General features: G+C 35.5%; 17 protein-coding genes. 15 read left to right on the plus strand and 2 right to left on the minus strand.

Annotation, left to right across the window (positions count from 1 at the left end; genetic code table 11):
- Positions 1–897, plus strand: a complete 897-nt coding sequence (locus ACO05K_RS19735) for an NAD(P)/FAD-dependent oxidoreductase (protein WP_421946113.1) — start codon at positions 1–3, stop codon at positions 895–897.
- Positions 898–904: 7 nt separating this feature from the next.
- Here the strand turns inward: ACO05K_RS19735 and ACO05K_RS19740 are convergent, their stop codons facing one another.
- Positions 905–1,069 carry a hypothetical protein gene (locus ACO05K_RS19740; RefSeq protein WP_421946114.1) on the minus strand — a complete coding sequence of 55 codons (165 nt, stop codon included), beginning with the start codon at positions 1,067–1,069 and terminating at the stop codon, positions 905–907.
- A gap of 204 nt (positions 1,070–1,273) precedes the next feature.
- The gene (locus ACO05K_RS19745; protein ID WP_421946115.1) at positions 1,274–2,716 is read right to left on the minus strand and encodes an amino acid permease; all 1,443 of its coding nucleotides are present in this window, start codon (positions 2,714–2,716) and stop codon (positions 1,274–1,276) included.
- 449 nt (positions 2,717–3,165) lie between these two features.
- Here ACO05K_RS19745 and ACO05K_RS19750 point away from each other — a divergent pair, with 449 nt between their 5' ends.
- The 14 genes from ACO05K_RS19750 (at position 3,166) to ACO05K_RS19815 (ending at position 25,733) form a co-directional block, all read left to right on the plus strand.
- Positions 3,166–3,501 carry a PadR family transcriptional regulator gene (locus tag ACO05K_RS19750; RefSeq protein ID WP_421946116.1) on the plus strand — a complete coding sequence of 112 codons (336 nt, stop codon included), beginning with the start codon at positions 3,166–3,168 and terminating at the stop codon, positions 3,499–3,501.
- Positions 3,502–3,521: 20 nt separating this feature from the next.
- Positions 3,522–5,273, plus strand: a complete 1,752-nt coding sequence (locus ACO05K_RS19755; protein ID WP_421946117.1) for a PspC domain-containing protein — start codon at positions 3,522–3,524, stop codon at positions 5,271–5,273.
- A 77-nt stretch (positions 5,274–5,350) separates the two neighbouring features.
- On the plus strand, positions 5,351–7,801 hold the full coding sequence (locus ACO05K_RS19760) for a TonB-dependent receptor domain-containing protein (protein ID WP_421946118.1): 2,451 nt from the start codon (positions 5,351–5,353) through the stop codon (positions 7,799–7,801).
- Positions 7,802–7,863: 62 nt separating this feature from the next.
- Positions 7,864–8,190, plus strand: coding sequence for a hypothetical protein (locus tag ACO05K_RS19765; RefSeq protein ID WP_421946119.1), 327 nt, complete (start codon positions 7,864–7,866; stop codon positions 8,188–8,190).
- A 199-nt stretch (positions 8,191–8,389) separates the two neighbouring features.
- A complete protein-coding gene (locus ACO05K_RS19770; RefSeq protein WP_421946120.1) occupies positions 8,390–9,046 on the plus strand; it encodes a GDSL-type esterase/lipase family protein in 657 nt (218 codons plus the stop codon).
- A 75-nt stretch (positions 9,047–9,121) separates the two neighbouring features.
- Complete coding sequence (locus ACO05K_RS19775) at positions 9,122–12,049, plus strand: ligand-binding sensor domain-containing protein (RefSeq protein WP_421946121.1); 2,928 nt, start codon at positions 9,122–9,124, stop codon at positions 12,047–12,049.
- A gap of 247 nt (positions 12,050–12,296) precedes the next feature.
- Positions 12,297–15,422 carry a SusC/RagA family TonB-linked outer membrane protein gene (locus ACO05K_RS19780; protein WP_421946122.1) on the plus strand — a complete coding sequence of 1,042 codons (3,126 nt, stop codon included), beginning with the start codon at positions 12,297–12,299 and terminating at the stop codon, positions 15,420–15,422.
- Positions 15,423–15,434: 12 nt separating this feature from the next.
- Positions 15,435–16,961 (plus strand): RagB/SusD family nutrient uptake outer membrane protein, encoded by a 1,527-nt coding sequence (locus ACO05K_RS19785; protein ID WP_421946123.1) that lies wholly within the window; start codon positions 15,435–15,437, stop codon positions 16,959–16,961.
- A gap of 90 nt (positions 16,962–17,051) precedes the next feature.
- Positions 17,052–18,455 (plus strand): glycoside hydrolase family 30 protein, encoded by a 1,404-nt coding sequence (locus ACO05K_RS19790; protein ID WP_421946124.1) that lies wholly within the window; start codon positions 17,052–17,054, stop codon positions 18,453–18,455.
- Between the two features lie 43 nt (positions 18,456–18,498).
- On the plus strand, positions 18,499–20,292 hold the full coding sequence (locus ACO05K_RS19795) for a cellulase family glycosylhydrolase (protein WP_421946125.1): 1,794 nt from the start codon (positions 18,499–18,501) through the stop codon (positions 20,290–20,292).
- A gap of 21 nt (positions 20,293–20,313) precedes the next feature.
- Positions 20,314–21,507 carry a multiheme c-type cytochrome gene (locus tag ACO05K_RS19800; RefSeq protein WP_421946126.1) on the plus strand — a complete coding sequence of 398 codons (1,194 nt, stop codon included), beginning with the start codon at positions 20,314–20,316 and terminating at the stop codon, positions 21,505–21,507.
- Positions 21,508–21,607: 100 nt separating this feature from the next.
- Positions 21,608–23,935, plus strand: a complete 2,328-nt coding sequence (locus ACO05K_RS19805) for a TonB-dependent receptor (protein WP_421946127.1) — start codon at positions 21,608–21,610, stop codon at positions 23,933–23,935.
- A gap of 4 nt (positions 23,936–23,939) precedes the next feature.
- Positions 23,940–24,731 carry a DUF4249 domain-containing protein gene (locus tag ACO05K_RS19810; protein WP_421946128.1) on the plus strand — a complete coding sequence of 264 codons (792 nt, stop codon included), beginning with the start codon at positions 23,940–23,942 and terminating at the stop codon, positions 24,729–24,731.
- Positions 24,732–24,773: 42 nt separating this feature from the next.
- Complete coding sequence (locus tag ACO05K_RS19815) at positions 24,774–25,733, plus strand: 2-hydroxyacid dehydrogenase (protein WP_421946129.1); 960 nt, start codon at positions 24,774–24,776, stop codon at positions 25,731–25,733.
- Positions 25,734–25,739 lie beyond the last annotated feature (6 nt).

A 25,739-nucleotide genomic window follows, 5' to 3' on the forward strand; every position in this document is an offset into this window, starting at 1 on the left:
ATGGAATTTGATGTAATAATTGTTGGTGGCAGCTATGCTGGTTTATCCTCTGCTTTGGCATTGGGGAGAGCAAAGAGAAATGTTTTGATTGTCGATTCGAATAAACCTTGCAATAAGCAAACGCCTCATGCTCACAACTTTTTAACTCACGATGGAGATAAGCCCGCTGAAATTTCGGCTAAAGCAAAAGCTGAAGTTCTAAAATATCCTACTGTAAAGTTTATAGAAGGTAAGGCAATTTCTGCATCTTCCATTGATAAAGGCTTTGAGGTGGAATTGGCTAATGGAAATACATTTGATTCCAGAAAAATCTTGCTGGCTAGTGGTTTAAAAGATATTCTGCCAGAAATTGTTGGTTTTAGAGAGTGTTGGGGAATATCTGTAATCCATTGTCCATATTGCCATGGCTACGAAGTTAAAGATGAAAAAGTAGGGTTATTAATGAATGGTGATATGGCTTTTGACATGGTGAAAATGATAAGCCATTGGAATAAGGAAGTTGTTCTGTTAACAAATGGTGCTTCAACGTTATCTGCAGAGCAAACAAATCAGCTTCAATCTAAATCGATAAGTATTATCGAAAAAGAACTTTCTGCTTTTGAGCACAATGAAGGGTATTTAAATAATGTTGTCTTTAAAGATGGAGAACAGTTGAAATTAAAGGCCATTTATGCTAAACCAAAAATGGTGCAGCATTCAAATCTATACACTGACTTAAATTGTGAAATAAATGAAAACGGGCTTTTGGTTGTAGATTCCTTTCAGAAAACAACAAATAATGGAGTTTATGCTGCAGGAGATTGTACAACAATGTTCAGAAGCTTATCTGCCGCAACAGCTGCTGGCTCAATGGCCGGAGCAATGATTAATAAGGATTTAGTTTGGGAAGACTTTTAAGTTAAACTTAAAATAAAATTGCTCCAGTTACCGTTGCAATAAACATAACTGCCATAACTATTCTATCGGCATTAACCCATTGGTCTTTTGTTAATGGTGCAGAAACTTTTTTTTCAACTTCAGCTTTTTGTCTTGCTAATCTGAAAACAGATGTGTCTAATTTAATAATCATAGGAAATGTTTTTATAGGTTATTTTTTATAAAACAAATCTTAAGCCAAAAAGACACTGAAATGTTGAAATGTGGATAAAACTTATTTTTTGTTAAATAATTGATATTTATGTGATTATGTAGCAAAAAATACGTTTTGTTTTTATGAAATTAATGTCTTTAATTTACAACAGGAATAATTTTTAATTAACTGTAAACTAGTTGTTTAAGCTTCTTCAGAGTTTTTAAGTTTACTATGTTTTTTGCCATACCAAAAGTATATAGCCAAACCAATTATTAACCAAACGGCAAGCCTTAACCAAGTTTCCCACGGAAGGAAAACCATCATTGCAACGCAAGTTAATATACCTAGTATTGGAATTAACGGAACCAATGGAACTTTGAATGGTCGTTTTGCATCAGGATCTGTTTTTCGAAGAATTAATATTCCTACACAAACCATCAAGAACGCCAGTAAAGTACCAATGCTTGTCATTTCGCCTACAACATTAATGGGTACAAATGCAGCGAATAAACCAATGAAAATACAAAGCATGATGTTCGATTTCCATGGAGTTTGAAATTTAGGATGAACTTCTGAGAAAATTTTAGGTAATAATCCATCTTTGCTGATAGAATAAAACATTCTTGATTGAGCCATTAAATCAATTAGAATTACAGAGGTGTAACCAATTAAAATGGCTAAAATTATCGCCTGACTTAACCAGCCATAGGGAGTTTTTTCAATTGCAATTGCAACTGGTGCGCCACTGTTCGCAAAGTCTTTATAGTTTGCTAAACCTGTCATAACATGACCAAACAAGCCAAACAATACGGTACAAACTACCAAAGAACCTATAATTCCGATTGGTAAATCTCTTGCAGGATTTTTAGTTTCCTGTGCAGAAGCAGCAACAGCATCAAAACCAATAAATACAAAAAATACTAATCCGGCACCACGTAAAACACCACTCCAACCAAACTGGCCAAAAGTACCTGTGTTTTCAGGAATGTAAGGATGATAATTTGCCGGGTCGATATATTGCCAGCCAAGTGCTATGAAAACCAACACTACACCAACTTTCAAAAACACAATAATTGCGTTTACAATTGCAGAACCTTTAGTGCCTCTAATTAAAATTGAGGTCATTAATACAACGACTAATGCAGCAGGAATATTAAGAATGCCGTTTACAGTTGTTCCGTCAGCAAGTTTTGCGGTTTCGAAAGGGGATAGTGTAAGCTGCGGAGGAAGATAAATATTTAAACTGGCTAAAAACCGGGTTAAATATTGCGACCAGCTGATGGCAACTGTAGCACAACCTACAGAATATTCTAATACCAAATCCCAGCCAATTATCCAGGCAAAAAGTTCGCCCATTGTAGCGTAAGAATAAGTATACGCACTTCCGGCTACGGGAATCATTGAGGCGAATTCTGCATAGCAAAGTGCTGCAAAACCACAACCTAATGCGGCAATAACAAAAGATAAAGTAACAGCCGGACCTGAGTGATTTGCCGCTGCCAAACCTGTAATGGAAAATAATCCGGCACCGAGGGTTAAACCAACACCAATTAAAATTAAATTGATAGGGCCTAATGTTCTTTTTAATGAACCTTCGCCTTGTTGGTTCGCTTCAGCAACTATGCTGGCTATAGATTTTTTCATGAAAATAATTAACGAACTGCAAAATTATCAAAATATATTAAATCTACCTTGTTTGTAGTGATTTGTTTTTGAATCTGCAAATCTTTAAGTAGAAGTACGATTTTAGGCACTTGCTGATTTGCTGAATATTTGCAAAAGCCTTCGTTATCTAAACCAGATTGAGCCAGATAGCTCCCGATTTTTACATCTGAATAATGTTTCTTATTGGTGCTTTAATTTAGCACAGTTTTCATCGGGACTATAGGCGAAAGCGGGACTGATTTAACCTAAGAATTACTGAATTTGCTTTTCAAAAAACTAGGAAAAACATCTCTTTTATCGAAAAATAAAAATTTACAATTTTAGAAATTAAAATTATTTAACTGATTAACAGCATTTTGTGAATTAATTTTAATTTATTTTAGTACTATGTATTGCATAGTACAATTTAAAACATATATCTTTGTATTATGATAGCAGAAAATACGCAAACACAAATGCGGAAGGGAATTCTGGAATACTGTGTTTTATCAATCATCGCCAGAGGAGAAATTTACGCCTCAGATATAATTGCTGAATTAAGGTCGGCAAAACTTTTGGTGGTTGAGGGCACACTATATCCATTATTAACCAGGCTTAAAAACAACGGTTTATTAAGCTACAACTGGGTAGAATCTACCTCAGGCCCACCCCGTAAATATTACACTTTAACAGAAGATGGCAGGTCGATTTTATCTCAACTCGACCAAACCTGGCAGGAATTAGCCTACGCAGTAGGGGTTTCGCAAAAAGGAGCCAATTCGTAAAAAATTAAAACCGCAAAGAAATGGAAAAGACCATCATCATAAATATAGGCAACACCATCATCCATATTGAGGAGAGCGCCTACGAGCTTTTAAAGGCTTATTTAAACGAAGTGAAACAACATTTTTCTAATCATGCTGATGATTTGGAAATTGTAACTGATATAGAAAATAGAATTGCAGAATTGCTTACCGAGCAAATGGAAGAGCAAAAAAAACAAGTTGTAGATGCTGCAAATGTAGATTTTGTAATTAGCCAAATGGGTAGAGTACAGGATTTTGATGCTGTAGAAGAAGGTGAAGAAGAGCCTGTAATTAATACAAGTTTCCAACCGCAATCGGCAGATAAAAAATTATACCGCGATATGGACGACCGCGTAATTGCAGGTGTTTGTGCAGGTATAGCGCATTACTTAAATTTTGATGCAAGATGGATTAGAATTGCAACCTTTTTACTTGCCTTTTTGGGTGGTTCTGGAATTTTGGTTTATGTTATTTTATGGTTAATAATGCCAAAAGCGAAATCGAGAATTGAAAAAATGGAGATGAAAGGCGAACCTGCAAATCTTCAGGGTTTTCAAAGAAATCTTGATGAAGAATTGCAATCTGTTAGAGAACGCTTGGCTGAAGCAAATAAACATGCACAGCCTTTATTTACAAGATTCGGAATGTTTGTTGGCGAATTTTTTGAATGGTTAGGTAGATTTATCTCAGGAACTGGAAAGGTAATTTTTAAGGTTATTGCAGGTTTCATCATTGTATTTGGAGCTGGTTTATTATTGGCATTAATTGTATCTACTGCAGCTTTTATGGGCTTTTTAGATTCGAGTGTTTATGATTTATTCCCGTTTTCTATTGTGAGTGAGAGTTACCGTGGTGTGATACTTTTCTGGGCATTTATTACTTTGTTCGTGCCAGTTTTAGCTTTGGTTCTGTTTTCTATCCGTGTTGCATTTAATAGACAAGCGATTAACAAAACTTTATCTTTTGCATTGCTGATTATCTGGCTTGCAGGTGTTGCCGGAACAGGTTATTATGTTGCTAAAATATCTTCAGAATTTAAAGAACATGCTGAATTAACACAGTCGTTAGATTTAAAAAGCTTTGATACTTATGTTATAGATATTGATAAAAGTAAGTTTTTTAGCAAAGAAGATAGTGCAACCTATCACATTGATGGGAATGATAAAAACAGAATTGTTGTTGATGATTTTGAAGACCATCCTTTTAGAACACCAAATTTTGTTAGGATTACAATAGAAAAAAGTGAAGGTGCAGCCAGCTTAAGTCAAACTTACGAATCGCAGGGAAAAACCTTTCAACTTGCTTTGCAAAATGCACAAAGCATTAATTACAACTTTCAGCAACGTGATGAGAGGTTAATTTTCAACCCTCGATTTCAATTAAATAAAGGCACAACCTGGAGAAATCAAGAGGTATGGGTAAAACTGAGAATTCCTGTAGGCACTAAAATTATTCTTAAGCAAGATGCTTACCGTTACATTAATAATTATGGTGCTTGGGAATGTGAGGACACGGAAAAAGACAATAATGATTATAGTACCTGGGTAATGACTGAAGATGGTTTAAGGTGTGTTGCACAGTTAAAGGAAGAAGCCGTAAAGAAGCAAAAGCTTAAAGAGGAATTGACTGATTTAGAATTACTGCAAAAAAGCAAAACTACAGATACGATTTATCAGGATTCCGTTTCAAATAGAATTAGGGAAGTGAAAGGTGAGCTAGGTATAGCTACAGAAGAAAACACTGGCAATTAAATAAAAAACATCTAAAGGTTTACGAAGTCATTAGCGAATTGGCAAGGCTTCGTAAATCTGCCTTAGCTTTAGAAAACATGAAAATATTATTTACGCTAATTGCATGCTTTTTAGCATGTGGGGCTTCCTTTGCCCAAAAAATCAATAAACTTTCTGGGAAAGTGATTGATGAAAAAGGTCAGGCTTTGCCTTTTGCTGCCGTAAGAGTTTTAAATTCTCCTGATACAACGATAGTTAAGAGCGGTTCTACCAATGTTGATGGAGAATTTTTAATCGAAGGATTAAAATCTGGCAATTACGTTTTATCTGTTTCGATGGTTGGTTATAAACCTACAAAAACAGCAAGTTTTGCATTACTTAACGATTTGAAACTACATACAATCACCGTTGAAAGCACTGTTAAGCAATTAAAAGAGGTAAGCATTATCGCGAAAAAACAATTTGTTGAACATCAGATTGATAAAACGGTTTTGAATGTTGAAGGTAGCATTGTCTCATCTGGAAGTACCGCTTTGGAAGTTTTGGAAAAAGCACCAGGTGTGCAGGTCGACAGGCAAAATGAGCAAATAAAGCTGAATAATAAAACAGGCGTTACAATTATGATTGATGGAAAAACAAATTTTTTATCAGGTGCCGATGTTACAACATTATTAAGCAATATGAGCAGCGACCAGATTGCAACAATCGAACTCATCACCAATCCATCTTCTAAATATGATGCATCTGGAAATGCCGGAATCATAAACATCAAATTGAAAAGAAATAAGGCTTATGGTACAAATGGTACTGTTTCGGTTAATGGCGGACAAGGTATAATGCCCGATTCTCCGACAGATTTAGTGCGTGCAGGTGTTAACTTAAACTTAAATCACCGTGAGGGTAAATGGAATATTTTTGGGAATGGTGCAGTAGCGAGAAAATCTAACTTTAACAATACATTTTTAACCCGAACTACTTTTGCTAATGGTTTAGCTAGTGCTTTTACACAAGATTTCGACAGAAAAAATAAAGGTGTTGGTTTTCAGGGAAAACTTGGAGCAGATTATTATGCTTCAGAAAAAACTGTTTTTGGTGTAATGGTTGATGCAAATACGGTAAATACCAAGCTTGATAATTTTAGTAATACTTTTATTAGAGAAGTTCAATCTAACATAACAAGTACAAATTCTGTATTGCAAAATGCTTATTCAAAATCTCCGGCAAATAATTTTACAGCCAATTTCAACATTAAACACGATTTTAATAAAACCGGTAAAAACATCACTTTCGATGCTGATTATTCTAATTTTAATAACAAAAGAGATGAACAATTTGATGCCCGTTATTTAAACCAAACTGGACAACAAACGAATGCTACTTTGCTAAGAAATAATACCGATGCCAACATTGATATTTTCGCTGCGAGAACAGATTTAACCCTTCCGATTAATAAAACAATGAAAGTTGAAACGGGTTTAAAAAGTAGTTATGTTGTAACCAATAACGATTTTTTATCAGAACAGTTTTTATCAGGCAACTGGCAAAACGATTTGGGCAAATCGAATAATTTTATCTACAAAGAAAACATTAACGCGGCTTATGTAAATTTCGCTAAGGAATGGAAGGTTTGGCAAATTCAACTTGGTTTAAGAGCAGAACATACGCACTCAAACGGAAATTCGGTAACCAGTAATAAAGAGGTTGATAGAAATTATTTATCGCTGTTTCCAACTGTTTTTGTAAACCAGAAAGTTACTGAAAACAATAATATTCGTTATTCATACAGCCGCCGTGTTGATAGACCAAATTACCAACAGCTTAATCCATTTGCGTTTTACATGGATCCATATGCTGTTGACCAGGGAAATCCCTATTTAAAACCTCAATTTACTGATAATTTCGAAGTTAGTTACAGCTATAAACAATTATCATTTTCTTTGAATTACTCTGATACCAGAGATATGATAACGCAGATTAGTCAACAAGATGAAGTAACCAGAATAGTAAATGTTATCCGTCAGAATCTTGGGCGTGCTCAAAACTATTCTGCGGGTGTTTATTTCCCTTTAAAAGTTGTTAAATGGTGGAATATGCAAAACAACGCCAGTGTTTATTACAACAAATTTGCGGATGGAAATTTAGAAGGTGCACCTTTCCTTTCATCTAAAGTTGCATACAATTTTAATTCAACCCAGCAATTTACCCTAGCAAATAATTTTAGTGCCGAAATTAGTTTTTGGTACTCATCACCAAAAATTTCGGGTGTTGAACAAACCACAATTTCTCAATATGCATTAAATGCAGGTATTCAAAAAAGCATGTTAAATAAGAAACTGAAATTAAGATTAAATATGGATGATATTTTTCTAACGAACCGTTGGGAAGGGAAATTGGAATATCAAAATGTTAATCTGAATGTTTCGAATAGATATACCAGCAGAAGGGCGAACTTTAGTGTTAGCTACGCTTTTGGCAATCAAAATGTAAAATCGGCCAGAACAAGAAATACCGCAACTGATGATATGAAAGGCAGAGCCGGAGGTAATTAATGATTTGAAAATAAATACATATGATGATGAAAAATATAACCTTTTGCCTTAGTTTACTTGTTATGGTATTAACTTTTGGCTGTACAAATAACAACTCACACTTAAGTTTAAAAACAAGTGATACAAAAACAACTTTTGCTTTTGAAGCAACTTATCCAGTAAGTAAAACTGATAAGCTTGAAACGTATTTTCAGAAAGAAATTAATAATGAGTTGCCTTTAGACCAATTTGTAGATGCGACTGTAAGTTTAGCTTCCGGAGAGAAGTTTCATTTAAAAGCTACCGAAGGTAACTTGAAGATAAAATATAACAAAGTTAATAGCGATGTAGAAGGTTATATGAAAGTTAAGAAGCTAACGGAGGGAATTAGTAAAATATTGAGGGATTAGCAATTATCCTGGTTATCATTGCGAGGTATGAAGCAATCTTAATGCTATAGCTTTTACAAAATAATATTAATGAGATTGCTTCTTGCCTCGCAATAATGGATTAAATTGGAATTTTGAGCAACGTTTAAATTACAACACAAAACTTGTTAAATACAATTGTAATTTGAAACTTGCATATTCAATTTTAAGTCCTGCTAACATGAAGAAATACATTATCCTAATATTTATTGCTCAGTTTTTTATTTTAACATCTTTTGCTCAAAATAAACCTCCTTTTTGGGATGATGTTCAAACTATAAAAAAGTACGACCAAATGTTTAAGCCACCAGTAAATCCGGTGTTGTTTGTTGGTAGTTCTTCAATAAGAAAATGGGATGATTTAACGCAGGTTTTTGCAAAATACAATGCACTAAACAGAGGTATTGGTGGTGCAGTGGTTAACGATATTACACGATATTTAAACGATATCGTTTTTCCATATAACCCTCGTCAGATTATTATTTACGTTGGCGAAAACGATATTGTGAACGATAACGTTACTGCCGATACGGTTTTAAACAGGACCATAAATTTATATAAATCTATCAGAGCTAAATTACCAAACGTGCCAATTGCTTACATTTCTATAAAGCCAAGCCCCAGCAGAGATAAATTTCGAGATAAAGCTATCGGTGCAAATGCATTAATTAGAAATTTCTTATCGGGAGAAAAAAATACAGCATATATCGATATTTTTCCTTCAATGCTAAAAGATGGAAAAGGTAGAACAGAACTTTATGTAGGTGATATGCTCCACATGAACGCTGCTGGTTATGCAATTTGGAAAAAGGCAGTAAAACCTTATCTGATTAAATAGTAGGTTAGTAGAAATCAAGGTTAGCGAATTAAATTTTATATATTTAATATTGTATAAGATCCTTCCTCCCTAACCATGAAGAAATTATTCCTTCTCGTCATCTCTTTTTTTCTAATTTTTAAAATTGCTTATGCTCAAGATTTACTTGGCATTCCGCAAATAGTAAACTACAATAACGAACAATACAACGGCGGCGTTCAAAATTGGGACGTTCAGCAAGATAAAAACGGCATTTTATATTTTGGTAACAATGAGGGATTATTAACCTTTAACGGGCGGTATTGGAATATCTATCGCCTGCCAAATTTTACTTCAGTTCGTTCTTTAGGCATCGATTCAAAGAATAGAATTTACGTTGGTGCACAAGACGAATTTGGTTATTTCTTCCCCGATGGGCAGGGAATTTTAAAATATACTTCATTAGTTCATCTCGTTCCGGAAAAGCTGCGCAAAATTGCAGATATATGGGATATTTCAATCATTAACGATGAAGTATTCTTTCGCTCAGTTAACATTGTTTTACATTATAAAGACGATGTTATTAAAGCCTACAAACCCAACGAATCATGGTCTTTTTTAGGTAAGGCCAATAATAAAATCTTTGCTCAATCGAGGTACGAAGGTTTATTGGTGTATGATAAAGAAATTTGGAAGCCTTTTTGTACAGATGAAGTGCTAAAACAAATTTCAATCAGCTCAATTTCTTCTTACAATGGCGATACTTTAATCGTTTCTACGTTAAAAAAGGGCTTTTTTCTGATTTATAATAACCAGCTTATTCCAATGAAAACAAAGTTGGATAATGTGTTTTTTAACGATAGAATTTTCTTCGCTTCTCAAATAAACAAAAATTTGTATGCTGTAGGTACAACATCAGGCGGTGTTTATTTAATGAATAAAAATGGTGAGGCATTACAGAAATACAATTACAAAGAAGGCTTGCAAAACAACAACGTAAGAGGGATTTTGCTTGATAAAAACAAGAATATGTGGTTGGCCCTGGATGATGGTATTGCTTACGTTGCAATTAATAGCGCCGTTAAAAGCATCTCACCCGATAGAAACAAACAGGTTACTAGTTATGCCTTTCGAAAAGTTAACCAGAACATTTACATCGGAACATCAAACGGACTTTACACTTCTAAAATTAATCAGAATGCACAAGATCTAAGTTTATCTGCAGCGAATTTTGAAGAAGTAAAAAATACAAAAGGCCAGGTATGGGGATTAAATGAAATTAATAATCAACTATTGATGGCGCATGAAGATGGCGTTTCTGTTATTAATGGCAACATAGCATCGCAAGTTTATGCTTTGCCAGGAACATGGATGTTTCAACCTTTAGAAAATGTTTTTCCTGCCAAGGATGTTTTAGCCGGAACTTATTTGGGATTACAAAAGATTAACTACGTTAATGGCAACTTCACTAATGGTGGTAAAATTGATGGCATTTCTGAAACGCTAAGGTTTATTGTGGTTGATAATGAGGATAACATCTGGGCATCGCATCCGTATCATGGCGTGTATAAATTCGAACTCTCTCCAGATAAAAAAAGAGTAGTAAAAAATACACTTTTTGGTCAGAATAGCGGATTGCCATTTAAACTTTATAACTATGTGTTTCGCATAAAAAATCGCGTTGTCATCGCCACAACTGATGGTATTTATGAATATGATCAGAAACAAAAGCGTTTCATAAGGTTTAATATGTTTGGCAATGCTCTGAATAGTGTTCCAATTCAGTATTTAAAGGAAGATAATGAAGGTAACGTATGGTTTGTAAGCAACAAAAAAGTTGGGATTATTGATTTTCACAAACCATCAGGAGCAAATGCTTTTAGTATTTTTTATCTGCCAGAGCTGGATGGTAAAGTTGTTGGTGGTTTTGAGTCTATTTATCCTTTGGATAATGAAAATGTTTTCATTGGGGCAAACAAAGGAGCATATCATGTTAATTATGATAAATATGTAGAAAATATAACCAAACCATCGGTTTTAATTGGCTTGGCAAAATTGCTGGGTAAAAAGGATAGTCTGGTTTTTGGTGGTTATTTTATAAAAAATGGCTCATTGATTTCAAAACAGGATGTATCAATGCTTCCTGAATATAGTAATGAGCTAAACTCCATCCATTTTGAATTTTCATCAACTTTGTTCGAACACGAGAAAAATACCAAATTTAGCTATCAGCTGGTTGGTTTTGATGATGAATGGTCTGCCTGGAATATTAAAAGCGAAAAGGATTATACTAATCTTCCGGCAGGTAAGTATATATTTAATGTAAAAGCCCGAACAGATGCAGGTAATCAATCTGAAGTTGCAAGCTATAGTTTTGTGGTGTTGCCTGCATGGTATAGCACAATATGGATGAAAATTGCCTATTTCATAATATTCGCATTGCTGTTAAGGTTGTTAATTAGGTGGCAAAAGAAAAAACATAATAAGGAGCAGGAGCGCATGAGTTATATGCACCAGCTTGAATTGGATAGAACAGAAAAGGAAATCGTACGTCTTCAAAATGAAAAACTTGAAGCTGATGTTACCTATAAGAACAAGGAGCTATCTACAATGACTATGCATTTGGTGCAAAGAGGCAAGGTTTTGGCTAAAATTAAAGAGGTAATCTCAAGTGTTATCAAAAATCAGGATGATGTTATTACTGAAAATTCTCCCAGTTTTAGGCATTTAATTCGTTTGATAAAAGATGTTGAAAAGAAAGATCAGGAGCTTGATCATTTAAGTGTACACTTTAATAATGTTAATACAGAGTTTTTTAACAAGCTAAAAGATCAATATCCTGATCTTAGTCAAAACGATCTGAAGTTCTGCGCTTACTTGTGCATGAATTTATCATCAAAAGAAATGGCGCAACTGATGAATGTTACCATAAAAGCAGTAGAAGTTGGTCGATATCGCTTAAGAAAAAAGCTACAATTAAAGCCAGATATTAATCTTTATGAGTTTCTTATAGAGATTTCGAGGTCTAAAAAGGCAGTAAATTGATGTGTAATTCTCTTTTTTAAACATTAAAGTCTGTAAATTTTAACAATCTTATAATCAATATTTTAGGTTTTTGTAGTAGTGCTTATGTAGTGCCTAAAGTAGTGCTTTGTCTGCCTAAAACAAACTTTGTAGGGTTTGTGTAGCACAAGAAAATTACACAATTGCGAAACTCGTGTATAGATTTGATTTATGAATACGGCACCAAACCGTATCAAACTAACCAAATATTAACTTAAAATTTATTTCTATGAGAGGAAGATTTACATTCGTATTCTTCATTTACTGTATCATGGCAATTCCCCTGGCATTATTTGCTCAAGACATTGCCATTACAGGAAAGGTAACAGACCAGAAAGATGGAACTCCCATGTCAGGTGTTACAGTTAAAGTTGAAGGCACATCCCGAGCTGCATCTACTGATGCATCAGGTGTATTTTCAATTCAGGCTCCGGTTGGAGCAAGATTAACAGTAAGTTTATTAGGAATGGTTACACAAACCGTAACCGTACCAACAGGAGGCAGAATTAATGTTGCATTGGCAACTGATAGTAAAGACTTAACTGATGTTGTTGTTGTTGGTTATGGTTCGCAAAAGAAAAGCGTAGTAACCGGTGCAATATCTAGTGTTAAAGCGAAGGATTTAGAAGCCATGCCAATTAACCGTGTTGAACAGGCATTGCAAGGTAGAACTTCGGGTTTAACTATTGCTGCCAATAATGGTCAGCCTGGTACAGCATCTACAGTAAGAGTTAGGGGTTTTACATCTTTTGCTTCATCTGGAAATAACGATCCTTTATGGGTAGTTGATGGTGCTATTGTTGATAATGGTGGTATTGGTTACTTAAATCAAAACGATATTGAATCGATTGAGGTTTTAAAAGATGCAGCATCTCAAGCCATTTACGGTGCCAGAGCTGCAAATGGTGTAATCATAATTTCAACTAAAAAAGGTAGAGCAGGTGGTTTATCTATAAATTACAATGGTTTTTATGGTACAATGGCACCTGCTAAAAAGCTAAACTTGTTAAATGCTACGCAGTATGCAACAATAAGAAACGAATCTGCAGTTAATTCTGGTCTAGCTGCTCCATATGCAAATCCGGCAGCATTTGGTGAAGGAACTGACTGGCAATCAGTAATTTTTAATAACGATGCACGCAGACAAACACACGAATTCAGTATATCTGGAGGAAGTGAAAAAGCAACGTTCTATACATCTTTCGGGTATTTAGATTTAAACGGTATTGTAGCAAGTCCAATTTCTAATTTTAACAGAGCTAACATTCGTATTAACTCTACGTTTAAGCCAGCAAAATGGATAACAATTGGTGAAAACTTAGGATACAGCCATGCAGTTAATCAAAGTTTAGGAAATACAAATAGCGAATTTGGAGGTCCGTTGAGTTCTGCAATTAACTTAGACCCAATTACACCAGTAATTGAAACAAATGTTGCAGCTGCAGCTGCGTCTCCATATACAATTGCAAATGTAAAGAGAGACCCTGTAACTGGTTTTCCTTATGGCATTTCTCCGGTAGTTGGACAGGAAATGTCTAATCCTTTGGCTTACATCCAAACAAGATTAGGTAATTATAGCTGGGATCATAATATAGTTGGTAATGCTTTCGTGGAGGTTGAACCTATCCAGAATTTAAAATTCAGAACCCAACTGGCTACTAAACTGGCTTTTTATGGTGCTGAATCGTTTACACCATTATTCTATTTAAACTCATCGAGCCAAAATAGTAAGGCATCTTTTAACAGAGAGATGAATACAATTTTGAATTACAACTGGGAAAATACAGTGAGCTATCAAAAATCTTTTGGTAAGCACCACGCTTTTGCCGTTTTAGGTCAAGGTTATTACATGGATAACAATCAAAGAGGTATCAACGTAAATTTCCAGAATGTAATTGCAACCGATTTTTATTCGGCAAATATGCAATACAAACCTGTTACTGCTGATATTCTTGCAGGTGGCTACGATAATACTTTACACGTTGTAAACTCATTATTTACCAGAGTAACCTATGATTATGATGAGAAGTATTTATTTTCAGGTGTTATTCGTCGTGATGGTTCTTCTCGTTTTGGTAGCAATAACAGATTCGGTTATTTCCCATCAGCATCTGTGGGTTGGGTACCAACAAAAGAAGATTTCTGGCCAGAAAACAAAATTATTAACACTTTAAAATTACGTGGTAGTTATGGTGTTACGGGTAACGATGCAATAGGTGATTTCCGTTTTGTTTCTTTAGTAGGTAGCGGACGTAACTATACATTCGGCACAACAGATGTAAGTACAATTGGTTGGAGTCCGGCTGCTTTATCAAACCCTGATTTGAAATGGGAAGAAACCCGTCAAACGGATATTGGTTTTGACATGACTTTCTTAACAGACTTCAATTTAGGCTTCTCTTGGTACAAGAAAAAAACTGTTGGCGTTTTGCAAACACCTGATATTCCTCTATACGTAGGTGCAGCAGGTGGTGCGGCACAAAATGTTGGAGATATGCAAAATACAGGTCTAGAGTTTGAATTAGGTTATCGTAAAAAAATCGGTGAATTTAACATTGGTGTAAATGCGAACATCTCAACCTTGAAAAATAAGGTTACAAAACTATTACCTGGCAAAACGTTTATTGAAGATAACGCACAAAGCTTCCAGACAATGGGTAACTTCACTCGTACAGGTTTAGGTCGTGCTTTTAACGAATTTTATGGTTACGAAAGCATTGGTATTTTCCAAACTCAAGCAGAGGTTGATGCTTACAGAGGCCCAGGAGGAACGATTTTACAACCTAATGCAAAACCTGGTGATATTAAATATGCCAATCTTGATGGTAACGAATCTATAACAGCTGCAGATCGTACCTATTTAGGTAGTCCACTTCCAAAATTCACATACGGTGTAACTCTGAATTTAGCTTACAAAAACTTCGACTTAGTAGCTTTTGGTAATGGTGCAGGTGGAAATATGATTTTCCAGGGTTTACGTAGGCTAGATGTAACATTTGCAAACTGGCAAACCTCAATTTTAGATCGTTGGACTCCAAGCAATCCTTCTGCAACTCAGCCTAGAGTAGTACAGTCTGACCCTAATGGAAACAATACTAAATTCTCGAAAAAATATTTAGAAGCGGGTGATTATTTCAGATTGAAAACACTTCAGCTTGGATATGCTTTACCATCAAATTTAACTCAGAAAATCGGCGCACAAAAAGTTCGCGTATATGTGATGAGTGAAAATCTTTGGACAATTACTAACTACACTGGTTACGATCCGGAAATTGGCGGAACTGTACTTGGTGTTGATAGAGGTGTGTATCCTCAAGCTCGTTCGTTTATGGTTGGTTTACAAGTTGGATTTTAAAATTATTTAAAAATGAAAAAGAATATTTTATGTTTTGCAGCTTTAGTAGCTGCTTCACAACTAATAGTTTCTTGTCAAAAACAATTGGATGTAAATCCAAGAGAACGTATTTTGGAATCAAGCTATTACACAACACCACAACAAGCATTTAATGGTTTAGTAGCAGTTTACGATCAATTGGGTAACCAGGGTTCAGGCTACATTACCAAGCTTAATATTTTTGCTTCAGGCTCAGATGATCACTATGCTGGTGGAGATTCACCTTCAGATTTAGGTGATTTACAAGCAATGAATAATTACACCGTAACCTCTCTTGCCGGAGCGCCAAGTTATTTATGGGGTAAAGGTTTTACCGGAGTTTACAGAGCAAATGTTCTATTAGATAAAATTGAAAACATCCAGATGGATGCTACAACTAAAGCCAGATATATTGCTGAGGCAAAGGCTTTGAGAGCTATCTTTTATTTCGATTTGGTTCGTATCTTCAAAAATATCCCATTGATATTGAAGCCAATTGAGCCAGCACAAATGTTTGATGTTGTTCAGGTACCTGCTGCTGATATTTATAAGCAAATAGAGGCCGATTTAACTTCATCTCTTACAGCTCTGCCAACAACTATTCCAGCTGCAGAAAATGGTCGCTTGGGTCAAGGCGCAGTTCATGCTGTTTTAGGTAAAGTATATTTGTGGCAAGAGAAATGGGCTCCGGCTGCTGCTGAGTTTGCCTTAGTAAATGGAACCGCTCCTGGTTCAAGCACTTATGGCTATAAATTACTTCCCAATTTTGCTGATTTATGGAATGTGAAAAATAAATTCAATTCCGAATCAATAATAGAACTTGCTTACAATACAACTTCGAATATGGGATGGGGTAACGTTGGTAGTGGAGAAGGTAATGTTATGGGCATCTTAGTTGGTCCTCGTAATTATGTTCCTAAAATTGCTGCTCAGGCGCCAGATTATGTTTCAGGTTGGAGTGTTATGCCAATTACACAAGAATTATTTGATTTAATTCACTATGATCCACGTAACAAGCCAACAGTTGCAAACTTAGATAGTTTGGAAAAAGCAGGCATTGTTACTTACAAACATGCTAATGCAAATACTGGTTATTTTGTTGAGAAATATGCAGGTAGAGTTTCTACCAAAGCAGCTTCAGGGCAATTGGAGTTAAACTTCGGACAAAATATGTATGAAATTCGTTTGGCTGATACATACCTGATGGAAGCAGAAGCATTGTTAAAAAGCGGTGCTGCGGTTGGTGCAGGTTCTAGAGCTTATATCATGTTTAATGCAGTAAGAGCTCGTATCAACTTAAATCCAGTTGCTGTTACGATGGACAATATTATGAAAGAGAGACGCCTTGAACTTGTTGCTGAAGGACAACGTTGGTTTGATTTGGTTCGTTGGGGATTAGCGCCATCAAAATTAGCCTTCAAAGGTTTTGTTGCTAATAAAAATGAAACCTTACCAATTCCTGAAAGAGAATTGGCAAATTCAAAAATTCTTCAAAGTAAAGAGTGGGGCGGCACTAAATAACCGAAATTAAAGGGGTGGATTTTCATCTGCCCCTTTTTATTGCATCAAAAAAATAATTCTAATCTTCTACCGTATAAATCTCTTGCCATTATGAAATTAAAGGCGATAAGCTATTGCTTTGTATTAATTTTAGGTGCTTCGGCCTTGAAAACAACTGCACAAAATAATGTAATTACATGGCTTACAAAGGCCGACCGTTCAGTATTGTTTACAAAGCAAAATCAAGTTTTAACGTTTTCAGTTACTCAAAATAATAATCCTACCATCACTGTAAACGACAAACAGACTTACCAACCAATTGATGGATTTGGCTATTCGCTTACAGGCGGCAGTGCACAACACATCATTAATATGTCTGCGCCTGCAAGAGCTGCTTTATTGAAAGAATTATTTGCTACTGATGGGAATAACATTGGAGTAAGCTATATCCGTTTGAGTATTGGCGCTTCTGATTTAAACGAAAAAGTATTTTCATATAATGATTTACCTGAAGGTGAGACAGACCTACAACAAGAAAAATTTGATTTAGGATTGGATAAGGCAGATGTAATCCCCGTAATGAAGGAAATTCTTGCCATTAACCCAAAAATTAAAATTTTAGGTTCACCATGGTCTCCACCATTGTGGATGAAAACCACTTACGATGCAAGAGGCGGAATGCTTAAGCCTGAGTTTTACGATGCTTATGCCAAATATCTGGTAAAGTACGTTCAGGAAATGAAAAAGCAAGGAATCATTATCGATGCAATTACTGTTCAAAATGAGCCACTGCATCCGGGTAATAATCCAAGCTTGTTAATGGTTGCGCCAGATCAGGCTATTTTTGTAAAACAGAGTTTGGGTCCCGCTTTTAAAAAAGCGGGTTTAAACACCAAGCTTATAATTTACGATCATAATGCCGATCGTCCTGATTATCCAATTACAATTCTTGATGATAAGGAAGCCAGAAAATACATCGATGGCTCTGCTTTTCACCTTTATGGTGGTAAAATTGAAGCATTAACAGATGTTCACAATGCACATCCTGATAAGAATATTTACTTCACCGAGCAAATGGTGGTCGAAAGACCGGGTTCATCAAACATAAACATCATTAACCCAGTAAGCCGATTAATTATTGGTGCAACACGCAATTGGGCAAGAAATGTTTTAGAATGGAATTTAGCTGCGGATTCTGAAAATAAACCTTTTACCGATAGAGGCGGTTGCCCATCTTGTCAAGGCGCAGTAACCATTGATAAAGACAACGTAAGCAGAAATATTGCTTATTATTCAGTCGCCCATGCATCAAAATTTGTGCGCCCGGGTTCTGTTCGGATTGCTTCAAACGAGACAGCCAATTTACCGAATGTAGCATTTAAAACTCCTACAGGATTAAAAGTTTTAATCGTAGCAAATACTGCAAAGGAAACGCAAAATTTCAACATCAATTTCAACAGAAAACTGGTTTCTGCAACGCTTGGTAAAGGCGATGTTGCAACTTATACTTGGTAGCACCCTACATCTAAATCAAATCTTAAACTGAAAAACGAATTATATGTCTAATCAAATATTTAACAAGCACCTAAACCTTAAAATCGTCACTGCCCGAAAATACATTGTATTAATTTTCTGTTTTACGTTATTTGCATATAACAGCTTTTCTCAAGGTTTTTTAAAGGCTGATGGAAAGCGTATCATCAACGGAAAGGGAGAAAATGTGCTACTTCGTGGTTTTGGTTTAGGCGGATGGATGTTGCAAGAAGGTTATATGCTTAAAATTAATAAAGATGGGCAACAACATAAAATACGCGAACGTTTGGTTGATTTAATGGGCGAGAAGCAAACCGAAGAGTTTTACACTGCATGGTTAAACAACCATACCCGTAAAATTGATATCGATTCTTTGAAAGCATGGGGTTTCAACTCTGTTCGTTTGCCAATGCATTATAACTTATATACACTTCCGGTAGAAAGAGAGCCTGTTAAAGGCAAAAATACCTGGCTGGAAAAAGGTTTTGCATTAACTGATAGTTTACTGGCTTGGTGCAAGGCAAATAATATGTACTTGATTTTGGATTTACATGCTGCACCGGGCGGACAAGGAAATGATGCCAATATCTCAGATCGTGATGCTTCAAAACCAATGCTTTGGGAAAGTGAAGCCAATCTTCAGAAAACAATTGCTTTGTGGACTAAGCTTGCTGAGCGATATAAAAATGAAGAATGGATTGGCGCTTATGATATCATCAACGAGCCTAATTATGGTTTTTCTAATCCAGAACAAGATAAAAACGGAACACAGGAAAAGTTAAATGCACCGCTAAAAAAATTAATGGTTGATATTACAAAAGCCATTCGTGATGTTGATCAAAAACACCTCATCATCATAGAGGGTAATGGGTGGGGAAATAATTACAATGGTGTTTTTCCCCTGTGGGATAAAAATATGGCTATTAGTTTTCATAAATATTGGAATTATAACGATCAGGCTTCAATAACGCACATGATTAAAGCCCGCGACGAGCAAAATGCTCCAATTTGGTTAGGCGAAACTGGCGAAAATTCAAATACATGGTTTACCGATGCTATAAGTCTTCTAGAAAGAAACAACATTGGCTGGGCGTGGTGGCCACTAAAAAAGATTGGCGCAAATAATCCAATGGAGATAAAATCGAATCCAAACTACGATAGTGTTGTTAACTATATGAATAAAGGTGGCGATAAACCAAAAGAAAGTAATGTTTACAGCGGGGTAATGGAGCTTGCCATTCACACGAAATTAGAAAATACCATCATCCATAAAGATGTGATTGATGCCATGATTCGCCAACCGCATACTACAGAAACCAAACCATTTAAACTTCATTCAATTAAGAATGGAAGTATAATTAATGCAGTCGATTTTGATTTAGGCCGAAATGGTTATGCCTACTTCGATTTGGATACAGCAGATTATCACACTGCAACCAATAAAAGAACAACAGGTAATAAAGGATGGATGTACAGAAACGATGGCGTGGATATTTCAAGAGATTCTACTCAATACGAAAAGTATTATGTTTCGAGTATTGAACAAGGCGAATGGTTGCAGTACACTATTCAGGTAGGGCAAAAGGGAATTTATACCTTAAAACTTAATACTGCTACCGATAAAGAGGGGGCAAATCTGAGCATCCTAGTTAATGGAAAAACAGTAAATGGAAATGTGAAAATTCCGAATACAGGAAACCTGAAAAAATTTGCAATCGTTGATGTGAAAAATGTAAGCCTTAATGCAGGTAAGCAAGTCATAAGAATATTATCAAACACAGGTGGATATAATTTTAGCTATATTCAATTTGTAAAATAAACTAACAAATCTTCTCTTGTGTTGAAGCGCTATAAACGCATTTTATTTATCCTCACCTTTTTGGTTGCAGTAGTTGTAATCCTATCAAGGTGTATGAATGCTGCGGATAAAATTCCTGACGATGTTAGGGGTGAAAACTATGCGGGTGCTAAAACTTGTGTAAAATGCCATGCAGATATTTCTAAGTCATTTGCGCATAATGCACATGGAAATAGTTCGTCCGCAGTGTCAGCACAGAATCTGAATAAATTTTTAACTACCGATTCAAACACTTTTGTTTTTAACAATGAGATGAAAGTTGTGGTAGAGCAACGCGACAGTGGAATTTATCAGGTTGGTTACTTTAACGGAAAGCAAGTCAGAGTTCAAAGATTTGATATTGCTTTTGGTTCTGGCGAAAAGGCTTTTACTTATGCTTACTGGAAGGATAAAAAACTATTCCAATTACCATTATCTCATTTTTCAGAAATTAAAACCTGGGCTAACAGTCCGGGTTTTCCTGTAAACACCATGTATTTCGATAGAGTAATCACAAGTCGTTGCCTGGAATGCCACAGCTCGTTTGTGAAAACACAAACTAAGCAAGTATCGGCTTTGCAAATTGATGAGGAAATGGAAAAAGGCTCGTTAATTTACGGAATTGATTGCGAGCGATGCCATGGTCCGGCGAAACAACACGCTGTTTTTCATCTGGAGAATCCAAAAGAGAAAGCCCCAAAATTTATTACGAGTTATAAAACACTAAGCCGTAAGCAAAAGATGGATGCTTGCGCCGTTTGCCATTCCGGAAATACGTTAACAACCATTCAAAGCGTTTTCAACTTTCAACCCGGAGATAATCTTGATAATTTTTATGCCCAGGATTTTGTTTCATTTGGCGGTGCAAATCCCGATGTGCATGGAAATCAATCGGCCATGCTTGAAGGGAGCATGTGCTACCGTAAAAGTGAAATGACTTGCCAATCTTGCCACAATACGCACGAAAGCATCAAAGGTAAGCTAAACGTTTATTCGCAACGTTGTATAAGTTGCCATCAAACTCAAAAACATACTAAAGAAACACTTGCAAAAGGTATTTTAAAGGCAAATTGTATCGATTGCCATATGCCAATGCAAGCTTCAAAATTAATTTCATTTCAAACTGCGGGCAATAAAAATGTAAATCCATATTTACTACGTTCGCATCATATTGGTATTTATCCGGTTCAAAAATAGAACTTTAGCAAAGTATTAATCCTGTTAAATAAAAAAATAAGTGGCGTAAACGTGTTGGTAATTCGTACATTTGGTTTCTTTGTTCAATCGATTATCCTGTATGCGTATAAAATTTTATTTGCTGTTTTCTCTATTCGTTTTAATCAATCAATTCGCATTTGCACAAAAGAAATTTAACCTTAGTGGAACCATCCGCGATGCTGCAAGTGGCGAAACACTAATTGGAGCAACTGTAAAATTAAGTGGCAAAACTTCTACCGGGACCTTAACAAATGATTATGGTTATTTTGCTTTAACGCAGCCTGAAGGTGATTATACAGTAATTATCAGCTATGCTGGATATCAATCTGTCTCAAAAATAATTAACCTGAATAAGGACATCAAGCTTAATGAGGAGCTAAAATCAGCAAATGATTTGGCTGAGGTAACCGTAAGTGCAAACAACCGTAAAAATGAAAATGTAAAAAGTGCACAAATGGGACTCGAAAGAGTCGATATGAAATCACTAAATTCTATTCCGGTTTTATTGGGCGAAAAAGATGTTTTAAAAACCATTCAACTTTTGCCTGGTGTAAAATCTGGAGGCGAAGGTAATACCGGTTTTTATGTGCGTGGCGGCGCAGCAGATCAAAATCTGATAATATTAGATGAGGCCGTTGTGTACAATTCATCACATTTGCTGGGTTTCTTCTCTACTTTTAATGCTGATGCAATTAAAGATGTAAGTTTGTACAAAGGCGGAATGCCAGCTCAATATGGTGGTCGTTTGTCATCCGTATTGGATGTAAAAATGGATGATGGTAACAATAAAGAGTTCAAGTTTCAGGGCGGGATTGGTTTAATTGCATCGAGATTAAAAGCCGAAGGACCAATTGTTAAGGATAAAGGTTCGTTTATGGTTAGTTTCCGCAGAACTTATATCGATTTATTTCTTCGGGCTTCGCCAGATTCGGCAATAAATGGCAGTACGTTAAACTTTTACGATATAAACGCAAAGGCCAACTATAAAATTGATGATAAAAATACAATTTACCTATCGGGATATTTTGGGAAGGATAACATCGGCGTTAAAGATTTATTCGAGAACAATTGGGGCAACGTAACCACTACTTTAAGATTGAACCATATTTTTAGCGATAGATTATTTTCCAATACATCGCTAATCTACAACAACTACAATTATACTGTTCGTTTACTTAACGATGTTACAAATTTTAAAGCGACGTCTTTAGTTCGGGATTTTAATTTCAAGCAAGATTTTCAGTATTTCAGCAATAAACACATCGTTAGGTTTGGCTTAAATGCAACGCATCATCGTATTTCTCCAATTGATATCGAAAGCACCACACCGCAATCTCAGGTAAATTCTTTAACTCAAGAGAAACGTTATGGTTTAGAAAGTGCAGTTTATGTATCTGATGAATGGGCAGTAACCGAAAAATTGAATTTGCTTTATGGCGTTCGCCTTGCTGCTTTTTCTCTTTTAGGTCCGGGGAATTTTAGTAATTACGATGCAAGTGGAAATATTCTGAACACCGAAAATGTAGCAAGCGGAAAGTTTTATAAAAATTATTTGAATCTAGAACCTCGACTATCAATGAGTTATCTTTTTAATGAGGAGAACTCAATCAAGGCATCTTATAACAGAAATACGCAAAACATTCACATTCTAACCAATGCTACATCAAGTTCGCCTACAGACCAATATGTTTTAAGCAGCAATAACATAAAACCCGAAATTGCCGACCAGGTTTCGATGGGTTATTTTAAAAATATTGATGATAACGCTTATGAATTCTCTGGAGAGGTTTATTATAAGTGGCTTCAAAACCAGATAGATTATAAAAATGCGGCTCAACTTCTTGCAAATTCAAATGTAGAATCAGAATTATTATATGGAACCGGAAGAGCTTATGGTTTGGAATTGTTTTTCAAGAAAAAATTCGGAAAGCTTAATGGATGGGTAGGTTATACATTATCCAGAACAGAAAGAATGTTTGCCGAATTAAACAATGGCAACTATTTTCCAGCGAGGCAAGATAGAACGCATGATGTATCAGTTGTTGGAATTTATAACCTGAATAAACGATGGACATTCTCTTCGAGTTTTATCTATAGCACAGGTAATGCAGTTACATTTCCGGCAGGAAAATATAGAGTTAATAGCCAAACAGTTTATTATTACACCGAGAGAAATGCAGGCAGAATGCCTTATAACATGCGTTTAGATGTTAGCGCAACTTTAGAAGGTAAAAATACAGGCCGTTTCCAATCCAGTTGGAATTTTGGAATCTATAATTTACTGGCTCGTAAAAATCCTTATTCAATCGAATTTATTAACGACCCGAACGACCCAGGTAAAACTGTTGCCGAGCAAACCTCATTATTTGGTTTGATACCATCTGTAACCTGGAATTTTAAATTTTAAGCGTATGAAAAAATTTATTTTATATATTTTTCTCTGTTTAGTTTTTACTTCTTGCAGAAAAATTATTGATGTTAATACCAATAATGCGGAGCCTCAAATTGTAATTGAAGGGAATATTTCCAATCGCTTTGTTGCACAGCAAATCAAAATCTCTAAATCGGTTGGTTATGATGAGTTAAGTAATTTTCCTGGAGTAAGTGGCGCAAGGGTCGTTGTAACTGATAGCCGAGGAAATACCTATAACTTTACCGAAAGTCAGCCAGGCCTATATGTTTTTGGTATGCGTGGTGTTTCGGGTGTTACTTATACTATGCAGGTTGTGGCTGAAGGAAAAACCTATACAGCTGTTTCAAAAATGCCAGCTTACGTACCAATGGATTCTATTGGTGTAGTTAGAAATACTTTTTTTGGTAATGAAAATTTGAACATTGCAGCATTTGTTAGTGACCCGGTAGATACCGAGAATTTTTATCGCTTTAATCTTTACGTAAATGATAATTTATCTGATAGAATTTATGTGAATAATGATAGATTAACGAATGGTAATAAGCTTCGTTTGCAACTGTATTATGAAGGTGCAAATGATGAAGATTTAAAAAAGGGCGATAAGGTTGCCGTTGATATGGAATGTATCGATGCTAATATTTTTAATTACTGGTATGCTTTAAGTCAGCAAAGTGGGCGAGGACCAAACCAGGGTACAACACCCGCCAATCCAACATCAAATATCTCTAATGGTGCTTTAGGCTATTTTAGTGCACACACTTATCAAAGGTTAAACATTACAGTGCCTTAACGTAAAAACAAAACATCCTTTAATTTTACCTGTTTACATAAAATGAAAGTTTTTATAAGTGGCAATATTGCCGAAAGCGGAATTAAATTATTAAAAAACCAAGGCATTACCATTACTAAATGGGAAAAAGACAGGCAAATAACCGCTGAAGAATTAATTGCTAATTGTAAGGATGTTGATGCTTTAGTGAGTGTTGGCCCTAATAAAATAAACAAAGAATTTTTAAGTGCCTCAAAACATTTAAAGGTGGTTGCTTTGCATTCAGTAGGTTTTGATAATGTCGATGTTGAAGCGGCAAAGGCACATAGCATCCCGATAGGAAATACACCGGGCGTTTTAAGTGGCGCAACTGCTGATACTGCTTTCATTTTAATGTTAGTTGTATCTCGTAAGGCATTTTATCTCCATAAAAAAATTATTAAAGGGCAATGGGAAAACTATGAGCCCACTCCGGAATTAGGTATTGAACTAAATGGCAAAACCCTGGGTGTTTTTGGCATGGGTAAAATTGGTTTGGAAATGGCGAAGAAATGCGTTGGTGCATACCAAATGAAAGTTATTTACCACAACAGAAGCCCTAAACCAGATGCCGAAGCAGAAGTTAATGCAGAATATGTTTCTTTTGAAGAATTGCTTGAAAGAAGTGATGTAATTTCTGTGCACACTGCTTTAACAGATGAAACAAAGGGTAAATTTAATCTGGAAGTTTTTAAGAAAATGAAACCAGGTTCTATTTTTATTAATACCGCACGAGGTGGAATCCACAACGAAGAGGATTTAATTAAGGCTTTAGAAGAAAAAATAATCTGGGGAGCTGGTTTAGATGTTACCAACCCTGAACCGATGCAAAAAGATAATCCATTATTAAATATGGAAAGCGTTGCGGTATTGCCTCATATTGGTTCTGCTACCGAAGAAACAAGAAGTGCAATGGCTAATCTTGTAGCTGAAAATATTATTGCCGGTTTAAATGGATTGCAATTACCTAATCAGGTTAAATAATCTGTA

This window comes from Pedobacter sp., from assembly GCF_965227205.1.
Lineage (GTDB): Bacteria > Bacteroidota > Bacteroidia > Sphingobacteriales > Sphingobacteriaceae > Pedobacter.